Below are 18,334 nucleotides of genomic sequence, written 5' to 3' on the forward strand. Positions count from 1 at the left end.
AGGGCGCGAGGACGAGCGTCAACGCGGATGCCGCCGAGATGGGGGCATGAGTGCGTGGGGGCAAGTATCACGCGTCGAGCGCGGCGAGCTTATCGCGGACCCGGGCGAGCGCGCACGTCGCCTTGTCGTGATAATAGGCCATATGCTCGGGCGTGTAGACGTCCAAAGCGGCTGCAAACGCCGCCTCCGCATCGAGGAGATGCGCGCGCGCATTATCCGGATCGGCTCGAGCCATTGACTCGAACGCCAACCCGATATTTTCCTGCGTCATCGCCCAGTCGACGGGCATCTCGGCGCGGGTGCGGACGCCGAGCGCATCGCGATATGCGGTACGGCTTCGCCGATCAGGCGCAGTCCCTCCTCGCCGCCAGTACGCTCACCCTGATTCCAGAGCACGGTACCGAGATTGTTTTGCGTCATCGCCCACTTGGCAGGCATGTCGGCATGGGTGCGCAAAGTTAGCGCGTCGCGATAGACCTCGACGGCTTCTTCAAGCAGGCGCAAGCCCTCGGCGCCGCGGGTGCGTTCGCCTAGATCCGCGAGCGCAGTGGCGAGATTGTTTTGCGTCGACGCCCAATCGACCAGCATGTCGGTGCGGGTGTAAACGGTGAGCGCGTCGCGATAGGCCGCGACGGCTTCGTTGAGAAGGCGCAAGCCTTCGGAACCGGCGGTGCGCTCGCCTTGGCTCGTGAGCACGTTACCAAGATTGTTCTGTGTCATCGCCCAGTCGGCGGGGCTGTCGGCTCGAGTGTAAACGGCAAGCGCGTCACGAAGGGCTGTGACAGCTTCGTCGAGCTGGCGCATGCCGTCGGAGCCACCGGTGCGCTCGCCCAAGACGTGAAGAGCGATGCCGAGATTGTTCTGCGTCATAGCCCATTCATTGGGCATGTCAGTATGAGTGTAGACCGTGAATGCGTTGCGATAGGTAGCAACCGCTTCGTCCAGTAGGCGCAATCCCTCGGAGCCGCCGGTCCGCTCGCCTAGAGCCCTCAACGCAAGGCCGAGGTTGTTCTGCTGGCGTAAGGCTTCGCATTCGTCGCCGCGCAGTTGGGCGGACTCGGCCAACCTGCGTCTGCGATTAATAGCGACGGTCAACGCTCCCGCACGAGCATAAAGCTGGCCATGTAACTGCAAGCGATCACACGCCTCATCGGCAAATTCTTCGGCCGCGCCCGGGTCGAACGGCGCCAGCATTGCCGCAGCCTCCGCCCAGGCGGCATCCGCGCCCTCCCAGTCGAACGCGAGCAAATGGGCGCCGGCTTCGGCAGCCTTCAACTCGGCGGCGGTCCGAACTGGCTCGGCGGCCTTGTCGCGGGCGGCGTCAGCGGCCTCGCGATAGGCGGCGCGGGCCTTGTCGAGATCGCCCTCGGCGAGCGCCTCTTCGGCATCGGCCTTGAGCGAAGTGACGCGATCGTCGGTTACGGTGATCGCCGCGAGCTGCTGCTCCAAGGCGCGATAGCCGGTCTCGAAGCGCTCGATCGCCTCGGCCAGCTCGGCCTGGTTCGCCTCGGGCCTGACGTCGACGAAGCGCGCGATCGCGTCGCGGACGGCGCGATCCGGCAGGTCCGAGCCGCCGGCCGCCTGGATCGCCTGCAGGCCGACCGCGATCGCGGCCTTCTTCGCGAACTCGTCCTTGCTTGCGAAGCTCTCGTACATACGTTCGGGGGCGGCATCCGGATCGATGCGCTTCGCCTGCCGGAGGAACGCTTCGAGCTTCTTGCGCTTCTTCGCATCCGGCTCGATGTCGCCCTTGGTAACCGGGTGGTCCTCGGCCATCAGGAACAGCAGGATCGGCCGGCCGAGCCGGCGCGCCTCATTGAATTCGAGCTCGGTGATCGACAGGCCGTTCGGATTGCGGACGGCATCGACCGGCGTCTGGCCGTATCTGTGGCCGATGACACAGAGATAGGCGGCCGAATCGCGGACCATGCGGAGGCTTGCATCGATCACGTCTGCATCGCTGCGGGCGCCGCTATATTCCATGACGTTGGCGTGAAAACCGAAGCGATGGATGGCTTCGATTGCCTCGCGCCGATGCGCCTCCAGATCGGTGAAAGTACTGGACACCATGATCGCTCGATAGGTCCTGGGCTCTTCTGGCATTGCCTTCCCCCGTTACACGACCTGTCGGCAATCATGGGAACGAAGGCAAGAAAAAGGCGCGGAAACAGCGCCAAGGCCCGCCAGATTGTTAATTCTGTCAGTGGGCGCCGTGCCGGGCGTCAAGGCGGGCGGTTGCGAGATGGGCCCGGGTTGCGCACAAAGCAAGGATGAGGCTGCGGGTGACGATGATCGCGCTGCTGTTGCTGCCCGGCGCGGCCGGGTCCGCCCAGGCGCAGCGGCTGCACGACCCGGGCGGCAACCGGATCGAGAGCTTCCATTGGAGCAACCAGAGCCGGCCCGACGGCGAGCCGATCCGCCATTGCAGCCGCGACCGGATCTGGTGCGCGGAGCTCCATTTCCCGCGGGTCGGGGAGCGCAGGCCACGGGAGCTGCGGGTCGTCGCCCGCGCGACGAACCGCGATCCGCAGCAGCGGCGCTGGCGGTACACACTGCCCGACCGGCCGGGCGACGGCTTCAGCATCTGGAGCGAGATCGTGCGCGACTGGTGGGGCGGGGCACTGATCGGCATCGAAACGTGGCAGACGACCGGCGCGCGGCCGGGCTTCTTCTCCAACCAAAGGCGGCTGCTCCTGCTCCACATTCCCAGCGTGGCGGGCGGCGAACCCTATGTCGTGCTGGAGACGCCGCTCAGCGGCTATATCGAGCAGCCCATGTGCCCCCGCCCGACGCCGCCGCCCGGCGCGGAGAGCGTGCCCCTGCGGGTGCTCCCGGACGAGGAAGCCGCCGCGATCGCCGCCTGCGAGGACCGGTTCGAGTACAGCACCCTGCTCACCTTGCTGCCCTCTTCCCAGCCGGCGGACCAGCCGCCTGACCTGATCGTGGCGACGGTCGCGCAGACCTCGCCGGGCCGCCGCCTGCGCACGCCGCCGGGGACGCGGCGCGACCCGATCCCGTGGAGCGAGGGCGACGTCGTCCGCGACCCGGCCTGCACCTTCACCCGCACCTATTATTTCGACGCGGCCACGCGCCGCTACCGCCCCGACGTCCCCCTCCCCGCCTGCCGGGACTATCTGGAACCCTGAGCGGCCGCGCCCGCCGCGAGGCTGAATCCGAAAGTTTCGCAAGCGTGACGGGCGTCACGCGGCCAGGCTGTCGCGGCATGGCACGACTCCTTCCAGCAACGTGGGAGGATGATCATGTGCGCTGCCGCCAAGGGCTATTCGCTGCATGTCGGGCTGAACTTTGTCGACCCGGCGCATTATCAGGGTTGGGACGGCGAACTCAAAGCCTGTGAGAATGATGCCGACGACATGCAGGCGCTGGCCGCCGGCGCGGGTTACGAGACCCGCAAGTTGCTGCGGGCCGCAGCGACGCGCCAGGCGTTCATCGACTCGCTGACCGCCGCGGCCGCAGCCGCGGAGGCGGGCGACATCTTCCTGCTGACCTTCTCCGGCCATGGCGGACAGCTCCCCAATGCGGCCGGCGGCGACATCGAGCCCGACGGCATGGACGAGACGCTGTGCCTGTTCGATGGCCAGCTGGTCGATGACGAGCTGGAGCTGCTCTGGCGCCGGTTCCGGCCCGGCGTGCGCATCCTGATGATCTCCGACAGCTGCAATTCGGAGACGGTGGCGAAGCTGGCGCCCCCCTTTCCCGGCGGGGAAGCGATAGCCGACAGGCCGCGGATCAAGTCGATGCCCGAGGCGATCAAGCGGCGCGTCTACGAGGCGCACCGGGCCGCCTATACCGAGATCCAGCTCGCGGCGAAGGCCGCCCTCGACCAGCGCCCGGGGCCGGCAGCCTATACGGTGCGCCTGCTCGCCGGCTGCCAGGACGGAACGAGCTCCTATGACGGGCCGGAGAACGGCGCGTTCACCGCGGCGCTGCTGAAGGCCTGGAATTATGGCCGTTTCGCCGGCGATTATCGGCGCTTCCACACGGAGATCGTCCGCGTATTGCGGGAGGACCAGGTGCCGCAGCTGCAGCATCCGCAGCACAATGTCTTCGGCACGGCCGACAGCGCTTTCGATGCGCAGCAGCCGTTCTCGATTGCGGGCGGATCGGCCCGCCAGGCGGCCAGGGCCGCGGCGCAAGCGGCGCGGTTCAGCGGGAGCTTCACCCAAGCCAACGCAGAGCGGGTCATTCAGGCGGCCGCACACGACCTGACGAACGTCCATGTGGGCCTGACCGAAACCGTGTCGGATCGCTTCGGCGACGCCAGCGAGATGCGCATGCTTCTCGGCCGCACGCAGGACCTCATCCTTCAGGATTTCGACATCTGGGTGGACCTGGCGAGCGGGACCGACGACGATCTCGAGGACTTGCGCGGCAAAACCTATCTCCAGGTCGCCAGCTGGGTTTTCGGGCAGGTCAGCGACAGCGGTCAGCCGTCGCGCCGTCGGTGGGAGCTGGCACGATGACCCGGCAGCTGATCGGTCTCGGCATCCTGCCCGTTCTGCTGGCGGCGAGCCCGGCGCGGGCGACGGCCGATCCGCGCCTCGTCGAAAAGCTGGCGCCGGAAATCTCGTCCCGGTGCAGCGCGTCCAGCGGCAGGATTTCCGCGGAGGGGCTGAGGGCGGCGATCGGCGCATCCACGATGGCTCCGCTGAACTACAGTTACGAGCATGCGGGCAATCAGGAGCGGGCGCTCGCCCGGGCCGCCTTCACCACCGCCGGCGGCGACAATGCCGATACGCTTCTCCTTCTCCGTCGGCTGGCGGAGACCTGGACCGACCCGAGCGACGGCAGCAGCGGCGCGCTGCTGCCGAGGAGCGCCGGCGGCATCGAAGTGACATACCGGAACGGCGCGCCCGTGGCGCGCGACCAGGCCGAAGCCGTGCTGCTCGCGATCCTGCGCGGAGACGACAGCAGCTTTGCGTTCGGCTGCGACATCATCCCACCCACCGGGGGCGAGACCCCGACAACGCCGGACCAGGACCAACAAAGACGACCCCGGCCGGTTTTCGCCTTGGCGCGGGATCCCGACGACCTGGCGATCGCGGACCTGAAGGACAAGCCGTTCGCGGAATTCGCCTATGTCCGCGACGAGGAAACCGACGAGGACAGCTATTCCATTCATGCGACGGCCGGGATCATCTGGCCCGAGCTTTTCGGGCCAGGCCGCGAGCGGGCGGAACGGCGCCCCTGGCTGACCGCCCGGGGCCGCGCGGTGACGTTCGTGCAATATGAACGCGAAGGCAGCAGCGCGGCCGGCAGCGATGAGGTCAACAATCTCAATTTCGGGGTGCAGCTCGCGGGTTTCCTCCAGACGAGAAGCCGCGACACGCTCACCCACTATTACACGCTATCGGCCCGTTATCTGACCGACGACCGGTTCAACTCCAGCGCGTGGTCGCTCGGCGCGACCCTCACGCCTCAGATACCGCTGCCGGGGAACAGGGTCACGTTCAACATCGTCCCGGACCGGCTGCGTTTCCGCTGGCTCTTCACCGCCGCCGCCGATCATTTTTCGGTCTCGGATCCGGGCGCGAAGACCGAATTGCAGACTGCGAACGAATTCACCCGGGTAGGTTTCGACCTCGAGGGGCAATTCCGGCTCCTCCTCGGCGGCCCCAATGACGGGGCGATCGCGCTCTGGGGCCAGTACCGCCTGCGCGAGGCGCTGGGCGGCAGCACCGGGGATGTCGAACTGCTGACCGCGCGGCTTACCTTCGAGCCGGTCCCGAACGTCGGCGTCGGCCTCACCTATACGCGCGGCGAGAATATCGATTCCCTGGAATTCTCCGAACAGTGGAAATTCACATTCGGCCTCAGGTGGTAGCGGCAGCGAGCCGCTTTCCGAACGGGAGGATCTCATGGCCATCAACAACGCAAACCATGCCCCAATCGACCTGCCCAATGGCATGGAGGAATACAGCACCCTGGCCGAAAAGTGCGAAGGGCTGAAAATTCACCTGATCGGCTTCATCGAGACTTTCCTGTGGGTTGCGATCATCCTCGCGGTGGCAACGGCGCTGGCGGACCTCGTCATCCGGCTCGCGCCGCTGTTCAGGAAGGAGAGCAGCTATACCGCTTCCCGCGCGCCAGTTCCGGTCGATCCGGTCAAGTTTATCGAGGCACTCAAGGGGTTGGTCGACGCCCTTGCCAAGGCGCCGGCCTGGCTCGCGCTCTTCTTCGCCGCCATCGTCCTGCTGTGGGCAAGCCGGGATCTCATGCCGAGCTACTGCAGCGCGGCTGGCAATGCCGTGGCGGAGCGAAACGGACAGGCGCCAGCCGGCAGCGGCAACCGTTCGGCGGAGAATGTGCAGACCCCCGCCAATGGCGCGACGCCACGCTGACCGGGGGACCGCGGCAGGGGCTTGAGACTTGCCGCGGCCCTAACCGTCCGCGCCCAAAGCCTCCCGCAGCGCTCGCCCCGTGCGGCACAGCCCCTCGGCGATCGCCTCGGGCCTCGCTGGCGCCTCGCCCCGTACCCAGGCGCGGACCGGCGCCAGCGCGGCTTCGGCGAGCTGGGCGGCGGCGAGCGGCGGCGGGACGATCAGGGCCGCGCCTTCGAGCCGCTCCGCCACCATCTCCGCGAGCAGGCGGGAGACGCGGCCCTGCATATGCCCGTTGTCGAACAGCTCGCGGGCCCGCGCCCTGTTCTCCCAGAAATGGTCCATCAGCCAGCGCGTCGCCGCCGCGTCGCCGCGGCCGGCGGCGGTGTCGGCGAGCGTGGCGAAGGGGTGGCGCAGCGCCTCGAGCAGCAGGTCGTCGGCGCTCGAATAATGATCGTAGAAGGTGGAGCGGCCGACGCCGGCCTCGGCGATCAGGTCGGCCGCCCTGATCCGGCGCCGGCGCCGGTCGAGGAACAGCTGGTTGAAGGCGCCGAGCAGGACCGCCTTCGTCCGCCGTGCGCGCCGGTCCTTCGTCTCCGCCATGTTTCCGGACTTCTCCAATCCCCTGTCCGCGAACCGGCCGCGCCGGCTTGCCAGGCCCGCGCCCTGTCTCCACCCCGGAGCGGGAAATGTCCATGACGGGGGCGGGAATGACGGAGACTGAGCAAGCGCGCGCCGACCGGGCGGCGGGGATCGCGCTGACCGGGGCGGCGGGGCTGGGCATGCTGGCCATGGCGCATCACCCCTCCAGCCTCCATGCCGGCGCCCTGGTCGGCATCGTCCACGGCGCGATGATCCTGTTCGCGGCGATGCTGGCCTTCGGCTTCACCCATTATGCGCGGCGGCGCGGCCTCGGCCGGCCGGCGGTACTGGCGGGGCTGGTCGCGTTCGCCATCGGCACCTTCGCAAGCATCGGCGCGGCGATCGTCAACGGCTTCGCGGCGCCGGCCCTCGCCGCCGAGGGCGCGGGCCATGACGCCTTGCATATCCTCTGGGCGGTCAACCAGGCGCTGGCCAGGCTCGGCGTAGTCGCGGTGGGCGCGGCCTATCTCTGCTGGTCGCTGGACCTGTGGCGGCAGTCGAAGCCCGTAGCGTTGCTCGGCCTGCTGGCGGGGGGCGTCCCCGCATTGCTGCTCGCCGGCGGCTGGATCGGCATGCACCTGCACGCGGCGATCCTCGTCTATGGCGCGCAGTTCCTCTGGGCGATCCTGGTCGGCTGGCTGCTGCTCCGTGGCGACTTCCGGGATGAGGGGCCCTCCGGCGATTGATCATCAAGGTGTATTATGTTTATATAACACCGTGGAGAATGGCGAGCTTCCTGCGATCATCCTGCCCGACGGGCCGCTACGCCGGCAGCTTGCCTATTACCCGCCGGGCCTCGATCAGGACGCGCACGGCCATCATGAGCCGCATGTCTCGGTGGTCATTGCCGGTTCGTTTCTCGAGGTCACGCCGGCGGGCGAGCGGCTGGTGTGCCAGGGCCAGGCCGGCTTCCGCGCCGACGGCGCGCGGCACGCGGTTCGCTACGGTCCGTCCGGCGCGCTGGTGCTTACCCTGGACTTTGCCGACTGGGTGGCCGACGGCGCGCCGCCAGCCTCGGGCGTCGACTGGGTTCCAGCCTCGGCCTTCCTCCCGCACGCGCCGGCCCCGGACGACTGGGCGGAATGCCTGCTCGATCTGTGGGCCCTGCGCGATCCGCCGGAGCGCGTGCACGCAGACAGGGCACCGCACTGGCTGCGCGAGGCGGCGGAGGAGATGCTCGCCGAGCCCGGGCCGGTGGCCGTCGCGGCGCTGGCAGCGCGCTGCGGCGTCCATCGGGTCCATTTCTCGCGGCTGTTCACGCGTCATTTCGGCATTGCGCCGAGCAGCTTCCGGCGCCGGTCAATGGCGGCCCGGGCGATCGCTGCCTCCCTGCATCCGGGAACCAGCCTGGCCGCGGCGGCGGCCGATGCCGGCTTCGCCGATCAGAGCCACATGGCCCGCACGCTGCGCGAAAGCTGCGGCATGGGCGCGGGCCGGCTGCGCGCCCTCCTGACCCGGCATGTTACATCCGTTCAAGCCCGGGTCGCCTGTCCGTCCTAGCCATCAGGCAGATGGGAGACGGAAATGCAGCGACCCGGCCATTGCCTTTTGCCCGCCGTCCTGGCGGCCGCCCTGTTGCTGCCCGCACCTGCGGCGGGCGCGCAGGCGCCGACCGTGACGGCGACCGTGCCCTCCCCTGAAGCCGACCGCAGGCTCGTCCGCGATCTCGAGGCGTTCATCGGCGAGGCGCTGGCTCGACTGCCGACGATTCCCGCCCTGTCTGTCGCGGTCTCGCGGAGCGGCGGGCCGCTCTTCGTCCGCGGCTTCGGCCGGGCCGATGTCGAGGCCGGCGTGCCGGCCGACGCCGACACGCGCTTCTACATCGCCTCGTCGACGAAGAGCTTCGTCAGCCTCGCGCTGGCGCTGCTCGAGGAGCGCGGCGTGATCGACCTCGACTGGACGCTGGCCGAGCTCGCGCCGGACGTCCGCTTCGCGCCGGACATCCGCGCCGGCGAGGTAACCCTGCAGCATCTGCTCAGCCATACGCACGGCCTGCTCGACGAGCCGATCGTCTTCAGGCTCGGCCTGAGCGGCGAGCATGACCAGGCGACTTTGTGGCGCCTGCTTGGCCGGCTGGAGCCCAATAGCGGGGCGCCGTTCGGCACCTTTCGCTATGGCAATATCGGCTACAACCTCGCCACCTTGCTGATCGAGCGTCGGCTCGGCAGGCCGTGGCAGGACATCGTCGAGCGCGAGGTCTTCGTGCCGCTGGGGCTGCGCCAGACGCTGACCCGCGGGCTGGAGCGGGCGCGGACGCGGGCGCGCTTCGCGGCGCCCTATACCAGCCTGGGGCCGAACAGCCCCGTGCGGCGCTATCTCATCCGGCATGACGATACGATGCAGTCGGGCGGCGGCATATATTCCAGCGCGAAGGACATGGCGCGCTGGCTCCGGTTCAATCTCTCGGCCAGCCGCGGCGGAGAAACGGCACTGCCTGCGGCCGTGGGGGCGGCGACCCACCGGCCGGTCGTGACGATGAATCAGAGGTTCGCGATGTTCCGGCGCGCGGGCTATGGCCTGGGCTGGTATTCGGGCGACTATCATGGCGATACTCTGGTCCATAGTTTCGGCGCCTTCACCGGTGCCCGTGCCCATGTATCGTTCATCCCGACGCGCGACATCGGCGTCGCCGTCCTGACCAATGACGAGGGCGCAGGGTTCATCCTGACGGATGTCGTCGCCGCTTATGTCTATGACTGGCTGCGCGAGGGGCCGGAAGCGGCCGGACGAACGGGACGCGAGCGAATCGCGGAGATTGCCGCTCAGGTCGAGGCCAGCATCGCGCAGATCGCTGCCGAGCAGGCTCGCATTGCCGGGCGGCATTGGCGGCTGACGCTGCCGCCTGCCGCTTATGGCGGGCGCTATTGCCATCCCGATTACGGCACCCTGACGATCGCCGAGGAGAATGGAGCGCTGATCGTGCGGGTCGGCCGGCTTCGCGGGACCGGCCAGCCGCTCGAGATGACCGATGCGATGCGGATCGAGCTGGTCCCTGGCGACGGCGGCGTGCTCCGCTTCGTGGCGACTGACGGGCGCGTGGTCGCCGTGCAGGCGCTGGGATCGGAATTCCGGCGCTGCGCCTGAGCCTTGCCGGCCGGCTCTGGCGAGGCCCGGCTCGTTCCCATGCTGATGCGGTCTTTTCGGCTATTAACTCTATATCTCATCACGTTAAGTGGTTCGTCGGCAACCTTCCCGGGCCGCGGCCGTTACCGCGCCATCCCGTTCAATGGAGGCGTAGCCATGTCCGACAATCACGACGTTTCGAAGCTCGACGACCTGATCATCACCCTGATCGACAGCATCAAGGGCTATGAGAATTCAGCCGAGAAGGCCGAGGCCGCGCGCTACAAGGGCTTCTTCGAGGAGATGGCGCAGGACCGGCGCTCCGCCCTGACCCTGCTGCAGGAGGCGAGCCGGGCGCAGGGCGGTACGCCGGCCGATTACGGCTCCGCGGCCGGGACCCTGCACCGCCGGGTCGAGGATCTGCGCGTCGCGCTCGGCGGCGGCGACAAGGCGATCATCAAGGAAGTGGAGCGCGGCGAGGATTATCTGAAGGAGGAGTTCGAGCGCGTGCTGAACGACGAGCGGATGTCGCCGGCAGTGATGAGCGCGGTCCGCGAGGCCTATGAATCGGTCCGCCGCGGCCATGACGAGGCGAGCGATCTGAAGCACCGGCTGGAGACAGCGGACTGAGGCGCGGCGACTCCCGCCGACTTATCCACGTTATCCACGTTATCCACAGGCTCGAAGGCCTTTCGCGAATCGGCGAGGCCGGTCATGTTGGCCTTTCGCGGTCAAGGAAGACCTGCCGGCAACGGTACGGAATTCCGCGACGCCGCCAGTGCCGAACAGGCCGAGATCCTTCGGGAAGGAGGCCAGGGACGCTCTGGTGGGGCAGCCGGGAAGAAGCGCGAGGCAGCGGGGAAACCCAAAGCCGAACCCACTTTTCCGGAGTCCGGCGGAACCATCGCCTTCGGGCGAAGGAACCGCGAAAGGCCGCCCGGAGAGCTTGCTCGAAGGGACGACCGGAGGAAAGTCACCGGGTTCGCCCGGAGAGGATCCGAAGGTCGGGAAGCCGGGTTCGCCCGGTGGAGAAGAGCCGCAAGATGGACAATCGCCGGCTTGCCGGAAGGATGTCCGTCAGGGAAAGTCGCCGGCTTGCCGGTTGGACGCCCAAAGGATGGTCGCCGGCTTGCCGGAAAGACGTCCAGGATGGTCGCCGGTTCGCCGGAAAGACGTCCGACAGGCGGAAGCGGGCTTGCCCGCGAAAGCCTGAAGGGACGGTTCGGAGCTTGCTTCGGTCGTCCCGGATCGGGCCTTGTTGGAGCTTGCTCCCGCAATACCCGATTGGGAACCGACCGGGGTCGAGAGACCCCGGCCGGAACCTGAGACGGGGCCGGTGGCGACACCGGCCCCGTTTTGCGTTTGGAGACATCCGATCGCTGCGCTGTCTGCAGGATGCCCTCCAGGATGGGCGGGCCAGATCGCCTTCCCGTGCTCCGGCGGAGGCCGCAGCGTTGCGCGAGCGAGCGTCATCTCCGGCCAGCGCTTCGGCCTTCGCCGGAGCACAGGAGCCCAGCGATCTAGCGGGACCCGTTCGGCCCCCATTTCCGTGCTCCGGCGGAGGCCGGAGCGTAGCGCGAGCGAGTGGCAGTTCCGGCCAGCGCTCCGGCCCTCGCCGGAGCACAGGAGCCCAGCGATCTCGCGGGACCCGTTCGGCCGCCATTTCCGTGCTCCGGCGGAGGCCGGAGCGTAGCGCGAGCGAGCGGCAGTTCCGGCCAGCGCTCCGGCCTTCGCCGGAGCACGTCAGAAGGAGGTTTCGGGCCGTCGATCGCTGCGGATGCGCGCTCCTTTCCGGCATTGCCCCGGGTCGGCCGCCTGCTATTCTCGCCTCCGGTCATCGCCGTGGAGGCCCCATGCGTACCCTGCTCGCCGCCGCCCTGCTCGCAATCACCCTCAGCGCCTGCGGACAGCGGAGCGGCAGCGACCTGAGGAACGAGCTCGGCGGCCGCCAGTCCGGCCTGCCGACGCCGCCGGCGCGGCCCTCGTCGGACGCCAGGGCCGACCTGTCGTCGGACCAGAGCTTCCGCCGCAATTATCGGACGGTCAAGATCCAAGCCTGCGTCAATGCCTCGCGCACCCAGTCCGCGGGCAATCCGGACATTCCGTCGGGCACCGATTTCCGGCCTTATTGCACCTGCTTCGTCGACCGGCTGATGGCGGGTCTGAGCATCGATCAGCTGATCAATTTCAGGGAGGGTCCGAGGGAAGAGGGCATCGCCGAACAATGTGCGCGCGAGCATGGCTTCGCCCTGGAGGGCGCCGGAGCCGAGGGCGGCGACGAGGCGGCCGAGCCCGCGCCCGCCGGCAGCGGCGGCAAATGAGCAAGCGGGCGGGCACGATGCCGGCGGCCTTGCTCGCCGCGGGCCTGCTGATCGCAGCCAAGCCGCTGCCGCCCGGCGATGCCGGGGGAGGCGAAGCCGCGCAGCCGACCCGCGAGGAGTGGCGCAGCCGCGCGGTTCCGGTCTGCGTCGCGAGGCTGCGCGAGAACCGCGCGTTCACGCCGGACGATCTCGAGGCGATCTGCGGCTGCACGTTCGACACCTATCTGGAGGGGCATGGCGCGAACCCGCTGCCGGGCCTCGAGAACGACCGCATTCCGGTCGCGGTGGAGCATCAGCTGCTCGGCTGCACGGCACGAACCCGGCCCGACCAGACGTCCGCGGTACGGCGCCTCAACGCGATCTGGCCGCAAGGCGCGCCGCCAATGCCCGCACCCGCCGAAGCGGACAATCCCAAGCCGCTGGACGAGGCCGACGTGCCGGTGGACGGGCCAAGCGAGGGCAGCGAAAGCGGCGGCGGCTTCTGGGAGTGGGTCCGCAATTTCAGCCTGCCCGCGTGGCTGACAGGCGCCTCGATCCTGTGGTGGGTCGCGCTCGGCATCTTCCTGTTCGGCCTGCTGATCCTGAAGCTCCGCCGCCGCGATCCGCGCAAGGACCTGGTCGCGCCGCCCTCCTATATGCGCCGGGGGGCGCCGCCGCAGCCGCCGCGCCGGCCGGACCTGCCGCGCTGAGCCATGCGCATCCGCGGCCGCGATGAGCTGAAGATCAACCCGACCGGCTGCATCATCGTGCCGGCGTCGCTGTTCGTCGCCCTGATGATCGCCACGGCGGGCTTCGCCGTCTGGCCGGGGGTGGTCGCGCCGGGCGCGGCGATCGTCTGCGGCAGCGGCGAGGTCGTGCACGCGGCGCATGAATATCGGCGCCCCGGCGAATATTCGCTGATCCGGCAGATCTATTGCCAGACCGGCAGCGGCAAGCAGGGGGCGCGCGAGGAGATCACCTTCCCGGCCATGGGCGTCAGCTTCCTGATCTACGCGGCCGTGCTCTTCCTGCTCCTGCAATTCCTGGTCCGGCCGCTGGTGGCGCGGCGGCTGCGGCGGAAGATGGAGGCGCTCGGCTTCGGCGGGCCGGCGCAGCAAGGCGGCTGGCCCGGCGCGGCGGGCGCGAGCGGCCTCGGCGACATCCTCGGCCGCGTGCAGGATGCGGTGCGGCGGGGCGAGGCCGAGGTCCGGGTGCGCAACGTCTCCGTCGACCTGCCGGGCGACGCGGACGGCGGCGACATCGGGGCGCGCCTCGCGCAGCTCAAGGCGCTGCGCGACCAGGGCCTGATCAGCGCGCAGGATTATGAGGCCAAGAAGGCCGAGATCCTCGCCGGGCTGTAAGCGGGGCGGACCGCGGCCCGCCCCCCTGCCTCGCTCAGGCCGCGGCAGGCGGCGGCGCCTCGGCACTGCCCTTCCAGGCCATCGCGCCGGCGACGATCATGAGCAAGGCGCCCGCGCCCATTACGCCCCAGCCAAGCAGGTTGAGATGCGGCAGACGCTGGGACAACATCGCGGCGAAATCCGGCGGGACGTCGGGGCCGGAGATCATGGCGGCCATCCTGTCGAGCCGGCCCTGCGCGTCGAAATAGCTCCAGGCCAGCAGACCGATCACGGCGATGCCCGGCCAGACCGCATGCTTCGTCCTGCCCATGAAGGCGAGCACCGCGCCGATGAGGGCCAGGAGAAGCACGACCGCACCCTGCCAGCTCACCCCTTCGCCCTGGATGAGCAGCGCCGTACTCATGTTGGTCGAGCTCGCGACGGGCAGGAACAGGCCGACGATGACGACGGCCGCACCGATCAAGGCGATGTATTTCTTGTCCATGTGATACCCCCCCTTCGGCCACATTGCGCGGAGACTATGCGCCCATCGTTACAGGAGCGCACGGATTTTTTTGCCGCCCGGCCCGCCGCGCCAAAGGAAACGGGGCGGACCAGGCCCGCCCCGCTCGCAATTCCAGGATAGTCGAAACGCTCAGGCGGCCGAAGGCGGAGCGGTGCTCTTCCAGGCCATGGCGCCGCCGACCAGCATGACGAGGGCGCCGATGCCCATGACCGCCCAGCCGAGAATATTGATGGAGGGCATCATGTTCGCCATCGCCTCGGCCGCCTCGGGGGGCACGTCGCCAAGGCCGCTGCTGATCAAATTCTGCAGCTGCATATATTTCCAGACGAGGAAGGCGAGCGCGGCGAGCGCCGGGACCACCGCCCATTTGGTCTGGTTGATCAGCGCCAGCGCGCCGCCGAGGACCGCGCAGGCGACCACGACCAGGCCCGCGCCCGAGACGCCCTCGCCTGGCGGCATGATCATGTTCACGCTCATGCCCAGGGCCGATACGACAGGCAGGAAGAGGCCGATGATCAGGATCACGGCGCCGCCAAGAGTAAGCATTTTGCTGTTCATGGAATCCCCCTTCTTCTTCACTCTCCGCGGCGGATTATGCCGTTACGCCGCCGTAAGCGCACGGACTTTTTCCCCATTCGATCCAGGCACTTGGCGGATACGTCCCGGCATGGGGCGAAGGCGGCGGGGCGGAGCGCGCTTTACATCCTGCCCGATTCGCGGCCTTCTGGCGGCGGGCCGGCGGATTCGGGCCGGCCGTAAATGGGGGGATCCAGCACCATGCGCAGCCTTTTCCTTGCGACCACCGCCTCGCTCTGCCTGCTCGCCGGCTGCAATAGCGGCGCCGCGAACAACAGCGCCAACGCGCCCGCGCCGGCGCCCGCGACCAACGCCCCGGCGGAAAGCGCCGCGCCGCCCGCGCAGACCCCCGCCCCGACCGCATCCGGCGGCGCGCGCGATCCCTCGAGCATCCAGGAATGCGTGCAGGACGTCCAGAACGAGCTGCCAGCCGGCACCGACGTCAACGCCTTCTGCCAGTGCGCGGTCGACGGCATGGCGCAGAATGGCGGCCGCGAGCGGCCGGCCATGGAGCAATGCGCGGCGCAGATGGGGATCCAGCCGGAGCGCTGATCCCGTCTAGCGGTCCCAGCGATTGTCCTGGCGGCCCTCCCGCAAATAGCGATCGGCGGCCCGGTTGGGGTCGACCATCGGCCGCGCGTCGCTCATCGGCCGGACGGCGGCGCGCTGCTGCGCCTCCGCGCGGGCGCGGCGATAGTCGGGATCGGCCTCGCGCCGGCTCGAGGACGCCGAGCGGACGCCGAAGCTGCGCGTGCCGAGCGGCGGCAGCGGCCGCCCCGCCTCCACATCGCGCACCATATGCTCCATGAAGCGGGCGAATTGGGCGTCGACGAAGCGGTCGGGGATCATCGAGAGGGCGACGCCGGCCTCGGTCTGGAAGGCGGAGCCGAGCTCGAACGTGTCGATGTCGAGCTCCGCGGTCATCCGCGTCTCGCGCCCGTCCGCGCCCGCCGGCGAGAAATTGAGGTCGGCCTCGACCACGGGCCGGTCGTCGAAGCGGATCTCGTAACGGATGGTCTGGCCGGAGGTCTTCTCCACCTTGAAGGAGACGCGCGGGCCGGGGCCGCGCTGGTCGGGCGGGGTGACGACCCCCTCCTGCGCGAGCCGCGAGAAGGCCGCATAGACCTCCATGGGCGGCTTCTTCACGACCCGGTCGAAATCGGGGCCATCGGAAAGATACCAGGCGCCGCACGCGCACAGCCCGCCCATGCCGAGCATCACTGACTTCATCGCCCCGCGCCCTTCCCCAATTCCCGGCGAAGACCTTGGGGTGGAAGGATTAAAGAAGGCTCAACTGACCCGACAGGAGTCATCCCGGCGGAGGCCGGGACCCGTGGATACTACCCACGGGAGGAGACGAATGCGCCCCCGCTCCAGCACGAAATCCGAGTTCATGGGTCCCGGCTTTCGCCGGGATGACTATGAGGATCGAGAGCTGTGCTCCCTTTGCATGCGCCCGGGCGTTGGACTAGGCAGGCCCCGCCCTTCACCTGCTTCCGTCGAAAGTCGCCATGCGTTTCCTGTTTCTCGCCGTCGCCCTCTTCTTCTCCCTCGGCCTCAGCGCCTCCGCCCAGCGCGCGGGCAACCGCGCAGTGGCGCCGATCCTCAGCGGACCGGATGCGCGCGACGTGCAGACCTATGCCCGGCCTGAAATCGCCCGTGTCACCCATGTCGCGCTCGATCTCGCCGCCGATTTCGAGGCGAAGCGCATGGCCGGCACGGCGACGCTCGACATCCAGGCGGCGGCGGGCGCGCAGGAGATCGTCCTCGACAGCAAGGGGCTGGAAATCCAGGCGATTACCGGGCCGGGCGGCCGCCCCCTGCGCTACACGCTCGGCGCGAATCACGAGACTCGCGGCCAGCCGCTGACGATCCGGATCGGCGCGGCGCGGCGGGTCACGATCCGCTACCGCTCGGGCGAGGGTGCGGAGGCGCTGCAATGGCTGACGCCCGAGCAGACCGCGGGCAAGCGCCATCCCTATCTGCTGAGCCAGGGTCAGTCGATCCTCAACCGGACCTGGATCCCGACCCAGGACAGCCCCGGCATCCGCCAGACCTGGGAGGCGCGGATCACCGCGCCGACGCCGCTGAAGGTGGTGATGTCCGGCGAGCGGCTGACTCCGAACGGCGCGCCGGCGGGACGGGGACGGCGCGCCTACCGCTTCCGCATGACCCACCCGGTCGCCCCCTATCTGATCGCGATCGCCGCCGGCGACATCGCCTTCCGGCCGCTCGGGCGGCGGACCGGGGTCTGGACCGAGCCGGCGATGATGGACCGGGCGGCGGCGGAGCTCGTCGACACCGAGCGGATGGTGGAAGCGGCCGAGCGGCTCTACGGTCCCTATCGCTGGGGCCGCTACGACGTGATCGTGCTGCCGCCGAGCTTCCCTTATGGCGGGATGGAGAACCCGACCCTCACCTTCCTGACGCCGACCTTCATCGCCGGCGACCGCAGCCTGGTCGGCCTCGTCGCGCACGAGCTGGCGCACAGCTGGTCGGGCAATCTCGTTACCAACGCGACCTGGCACGACAGCTGGCTGAACGAGGGCTTCACCTCCTATTTCGAGAACCGGATCATGGAGGCGGTTTATGGCCGGGCGCGGGCGGCGCAGGAGGCCTCGCTCTCCTGGGACGACATGCAGGCCGGCCTGCGCGAACTCGGGCCGACCTCGCCACGCACGGCGCTTCACGACCCGTCCGAGGAGATGGACGGCGGCAGCACCGGCATCGTCTACGACAAGGGCGCGATCTTCCTGAGGACGATCGAGCGGATCGTCGGCCGCGCGCGGCTCGACCGCTGGCTCCGCTCCTATTTCGACCGCCACGCCTTCCAGCCGATGACCTCGGCGCGCTTCCTCGCCGACCTGCGCGCCAATCTGGTCCGCGGCGACCGGGCGCTGGAGCGGCGGCTGCAGCTCGACGCCTGGGTCTACCGGCCGGGCCTGCCCGACAATGCCGCGCGCCCGGATCCGGCCGCCTTCGCCGCGGTCGACGCGGCGGCGCGCGCCTTCAATGCCGGCGGACGGGCCGGCGCAGTGCCCTATCAGGGCTGGAACTGGGCCGAGCGCGTGCGCTTCCTGAAGGCGTTGCCGCAGCAGCTTCCCGAGGCGCGCCTCGCCGAGCTGGACCGGGCCTTCCGCCTCTCGGAGAGCGGCAATGCCGAGGTGCTCTTCGTCTGGCTGCGGCTCGGCATCCGCAACCGCTACGAGCCGGTGCTGCCGGCGGTGGAGCGATTCCTGCTCGGCATGGGGCGGCGCAAGTTCGTCCAGCCGCTCTTCCAGGCGCTGGTCGATCAGGGTGCCTGGGGCCAGCCGATTGCCGAGCGACTCTATGCCCGCGCGCGGCCCGGCTATCATGCGGTCACGACGGGGTCGGTTGACCGGATTGTGCGCGCTTCGGCGGCTCGCTGACCATCGACCCGCTCTAACCCCTGTTAACGCAGGGATTTCCGGCGTTGGGCAGGCTGCCGGAGCGGCGGATTTCTGAGCGGAATTTAACGGTCCGTCAAAGTCTTGCCGGTAGGGCGGAGGTCCACCAGCGGGGCCT

At 69.1% G+C, this 18,334-nt stretch carries 19 protein-coding genes; 13 read left to right on the top strand and 6 right to left on the bottom strand.

What is annotated here, in order from left to right; all coding sequences use genetic code 11:
* Positions 1–67: 67 nt before the first annotated feature.
* Together VEC11_RS06235 and VEC11_RS06240 are read right to left on the bottom strand one after the other, a co-directional pair.
* Positions 68–289: a hypothetical protein gene (locus tag VEC11_RS06235; protein WP_464129775.1), complete on the bottom strand. Its 222-nt coding sequence runs from the start codon at positions 287–289 to the stop codon at positions 68–70.
* On the bottom strand, positions 268–2,070 hold the full coding sequence (locus VEC11_RS06240) for a DUF4062 domain-containing protein (protein ID WP_464129776.1): 1,803 nt from the start codon (positions 2,068–2,070) through the stop codon (positions 268–270). The genes VEC11_RS06235 and VEC11_RS06240 overlap by 22 nt, the downstream gene beginning before the upstream one ends.
* 200 nt (positions 2,071–2,270) lie before the next feature.
* Between VEC11_RS06240 and VEC11_RS06245 the strand changes: the two genes are divergently transcribed.
* From VEC11_RS06245 to VEC11_RS06260, 4 genes are all read left to right on the top strand, one after another.
* On the top strand, positions 2,271–3,146 hold the full coding sequence (locus VEC11_RS06245) for a hypothetical protein (RefSeq protein ID WP_464129777.1): 876 nt from the start codon (positions 2,271–2,273) through the stop codon (positions 3,144–3,146).
* 114 nt (positions 3,147–3,260) lie between these two features.
* Positions 3,261–4,484 carry a caspase family protein gene (locus tag VEC11_RS06250; RefSeq protein ID WP_464129778.1) on the top strand — a complete coding sequence of 408 codons (1,224 nt, stop codon included), beginning with the start codon at positions 3,261–3,263 and terminating at the stop codon, positions 4,482–4,484.
* Positions 4,481–5,845 carry a hypothetical protein gene (locus VEC11_RS06255; protein ID WP_464129779.1) on the top strand — a complete coding sequence of 455 codons (1,365 nt, stop codon included), beginning with the start codon at positions 4,481–4,483 and terminating at the stop codon, positions 5,843–5,845. The genes VEC11_RS06250 and VEC11_RS06255 overlap by 4 nt, the downstream gene beginning before the upstream one ends.
* Positions 5,846–5,879: 34 nt before the next feature.
* Positions 5,880–6,362 carry a hypothetical protein gene (locus VEC11_RS06260; RefSeq protein ID WP_464129780.1) on the top strand — a complete coding sequence of 161 codons (483 nt, stop codon included), beginning with the start codon at positions 5,880–5,882 and terminating at the stop codon, positions 6,360–6,362.
* Between the two features lie 39 nt (positions 6,363–6,401).
* Here the strand turns inward: VEC11_RS06260 and VEC11_RS06265 are convergent, their stop codons facing one another.
* Positions 6,402–6,944: a TetR/AcrR family transcriptional regulator gene (locus VEC11_RS06265; protein ID WP_464129781.1), complete on the bottom strand. Its 543-nt coding sequence runs from the start codon at positions 6,942–6,944 to the stop codon at positions 6,402–6,404.
* Positions 6,945–7,051: 107 nt separating this feature from the next.
* Here VEC11_RS06265 and VEC11_RS06270 point away from each other — a divergent pair, with 107 nt between their 5' ends.
* The 7 genes from VEC11_RS06270 to VEC11_RS06300 all read left to right on the top strand — a co-directional run bounded on the left by VEC11_RS06270 (position 7,052) and on the right by VEC11_RS06300 (position 13,707).
* On the top strand, positions 7,052–7,669 hold the full coding sequence (locus tag VEC11_RS06270; protein WP_464129782.1) for a hypothetical protein: 618 nt from the start codon (positions 7,052–7,054) through the stop codon (positions 7,667–7,669).
* Between the two features lie 31 nt (positions 7,670–7,700).
* On the top strand, positions 7,701–8,483 hold the full coding sequence (locus VEC11_RS06275; RefSeq protein WP_464129783.1) for a helix-turn-helix domain-containing protein: 783 nt from the start codon (positions 7,701–7,703) through the stop codon (positions 8,481–8,483).
* Positions 8,484–8,507: 24 nt separating this feature from the next.
* Entirely contained in the window at positions 8,508–10,067 is a 1,560-nt protein-coding gene (locus tag VEC11_RS06280) for a serine hydrolase (RefSeq protein WP_464129784.1), read from the top strand.
* A 156-nt stretch (positions 10,068–10,223) separates the two neighbouring features.
* Positions 10,224–10,676: a PA2169 family four-helix-bundle protein gene (locus VEC11_RS06285; RefSeq protein WP_464129785.1), complete on the top strand. Its 453-nt coding sequence runs from the start codon at positions 10,224–10,226 to the stop codon at positions 10,674–10,676.
* Between the two features lie 1,223 nt (positions 10,677–11,899).
* Positions 11,900–12,367, top strand: a complete 468-nt coding sequence (locus VEC11_RS06290) for a hypothetical protein (RefSeq protein ID WP_464129786.1) — start codon at positions 11,900–11,902, stop codon at positions 12,365–12,367.
* On the top strand, positions 12,364–13,056 hold the full coding sequence (locus VEC11_RS06295) for a hypothetical protein (RefSeq protein WP_464129787.1): 693 nt from the start codon (positions 12,364–12,366) through the stop codon (positions 13,054–13,056). The genes VEC11_RS06290 and VEC11_RS06295 overlap by 4 nt, the downstream gene beginning before the upstream one ends.
* Before the next feature lie 3 nt (positions 13,057–13,059).
* Positions 13,060–13,707, top strand: coding sequence for an SHOCT domain-containing protein (locus VEC11_RS06300; RefSeq protein WP_464129788.1), 648 nt, complete (start codon positions 13,060–13,062; stop codon positions 13,705–13,707).
* A gap of 34 nt (positions 13,708–13,741) precedes the next feature.
* Here VEC11_RS06300 and VEC11_RS06305 read toward each other — a convergent pair whose 3' ends face one another.
* Both VEC11_RS06305 and VEC11_RS06310 read right to left on the bottom strand, forming a co-directional pair.
* Entirely contained in the window at positions 13,742–14,191 is a 450-nt protein-coding gene (locus VEC11_RS06305; protein WP_464129789.1) for a hypothetical protein, read from the bottom strand.
* A gap of 150 nt (positions 14,192–14,341) precedes the next feature.
* Positions 14,342–14,770: a hypothetical protein gene (locus tag VEC11_RS06310; protein WP_464129790.1), complete on the bottom strand. Its 429-nt coding sequence runs from the start codon at positions 14,768–14,770 to the stop codon at positions 14,342–14,344.
* Positions 14,771–14,989: 219 nt separating this feature from the next.
* On the opposite strand from VEC11_RS06310, the gene VEC11_RS06315 reads away from it, so the two are divergent.
* Positions 14,990–15,340 (top strand): hypothetical protein, encoded by a 351-nt coding sequence (locus tag VEC11_RS06315; RefSeq protein ID WP_464129791.1) that lies wholly within the window; start codon positions 14,990–14,992, stop codon positions 15,338–15,340.
* Positions 15,341–15,346: 6 nt separating this feature from the next.
* Here VEC11_RS06315 and VEC11_RS06320 read toward each other — a convergent pair whose 3' ends face one another.
* Positions 15,347–16,018: a hypothetical protein gene (locus tag VEC11_RS06320; protein ID WP_464129792.1), complete on the bottom strand. Its 672-nt coding sequence runs from the start codon at positions 16,016–16,018 to the stop codon at positions 15,347–15,349.
* A 281-nt stretch (positions 16,019–16,299) separates the two neighbouring features.
* On the opposite strand from VEC11_RS06320, the gene VEC11_RS06325 reads away from it, so the two are divergent.
* Positions 16,300–18,198: a M1 family metallopeptidase gene (locus VEC11_RS06325; protein ID WP_464129793.1), complete on the top strand. Its 1,899-nt coding sequence runs from the start codon at positions 16,300–16,302 to the stop codon at positions 18,196–18,198.
* Positions 18,199–18,334: the final 136 nt, after the last annotated feature.

It is taken from the genome of Allosphingosinicella sp. (assembly GCF_035626655.1).
In the GTDB taxonomy this organism is placed as follows: domain Bacteria; phylum Pseudomonadota; class Alphaproteobacteria; order Sphingomonadales; family Sphingomonadaceae; genus Allosphingosinicella.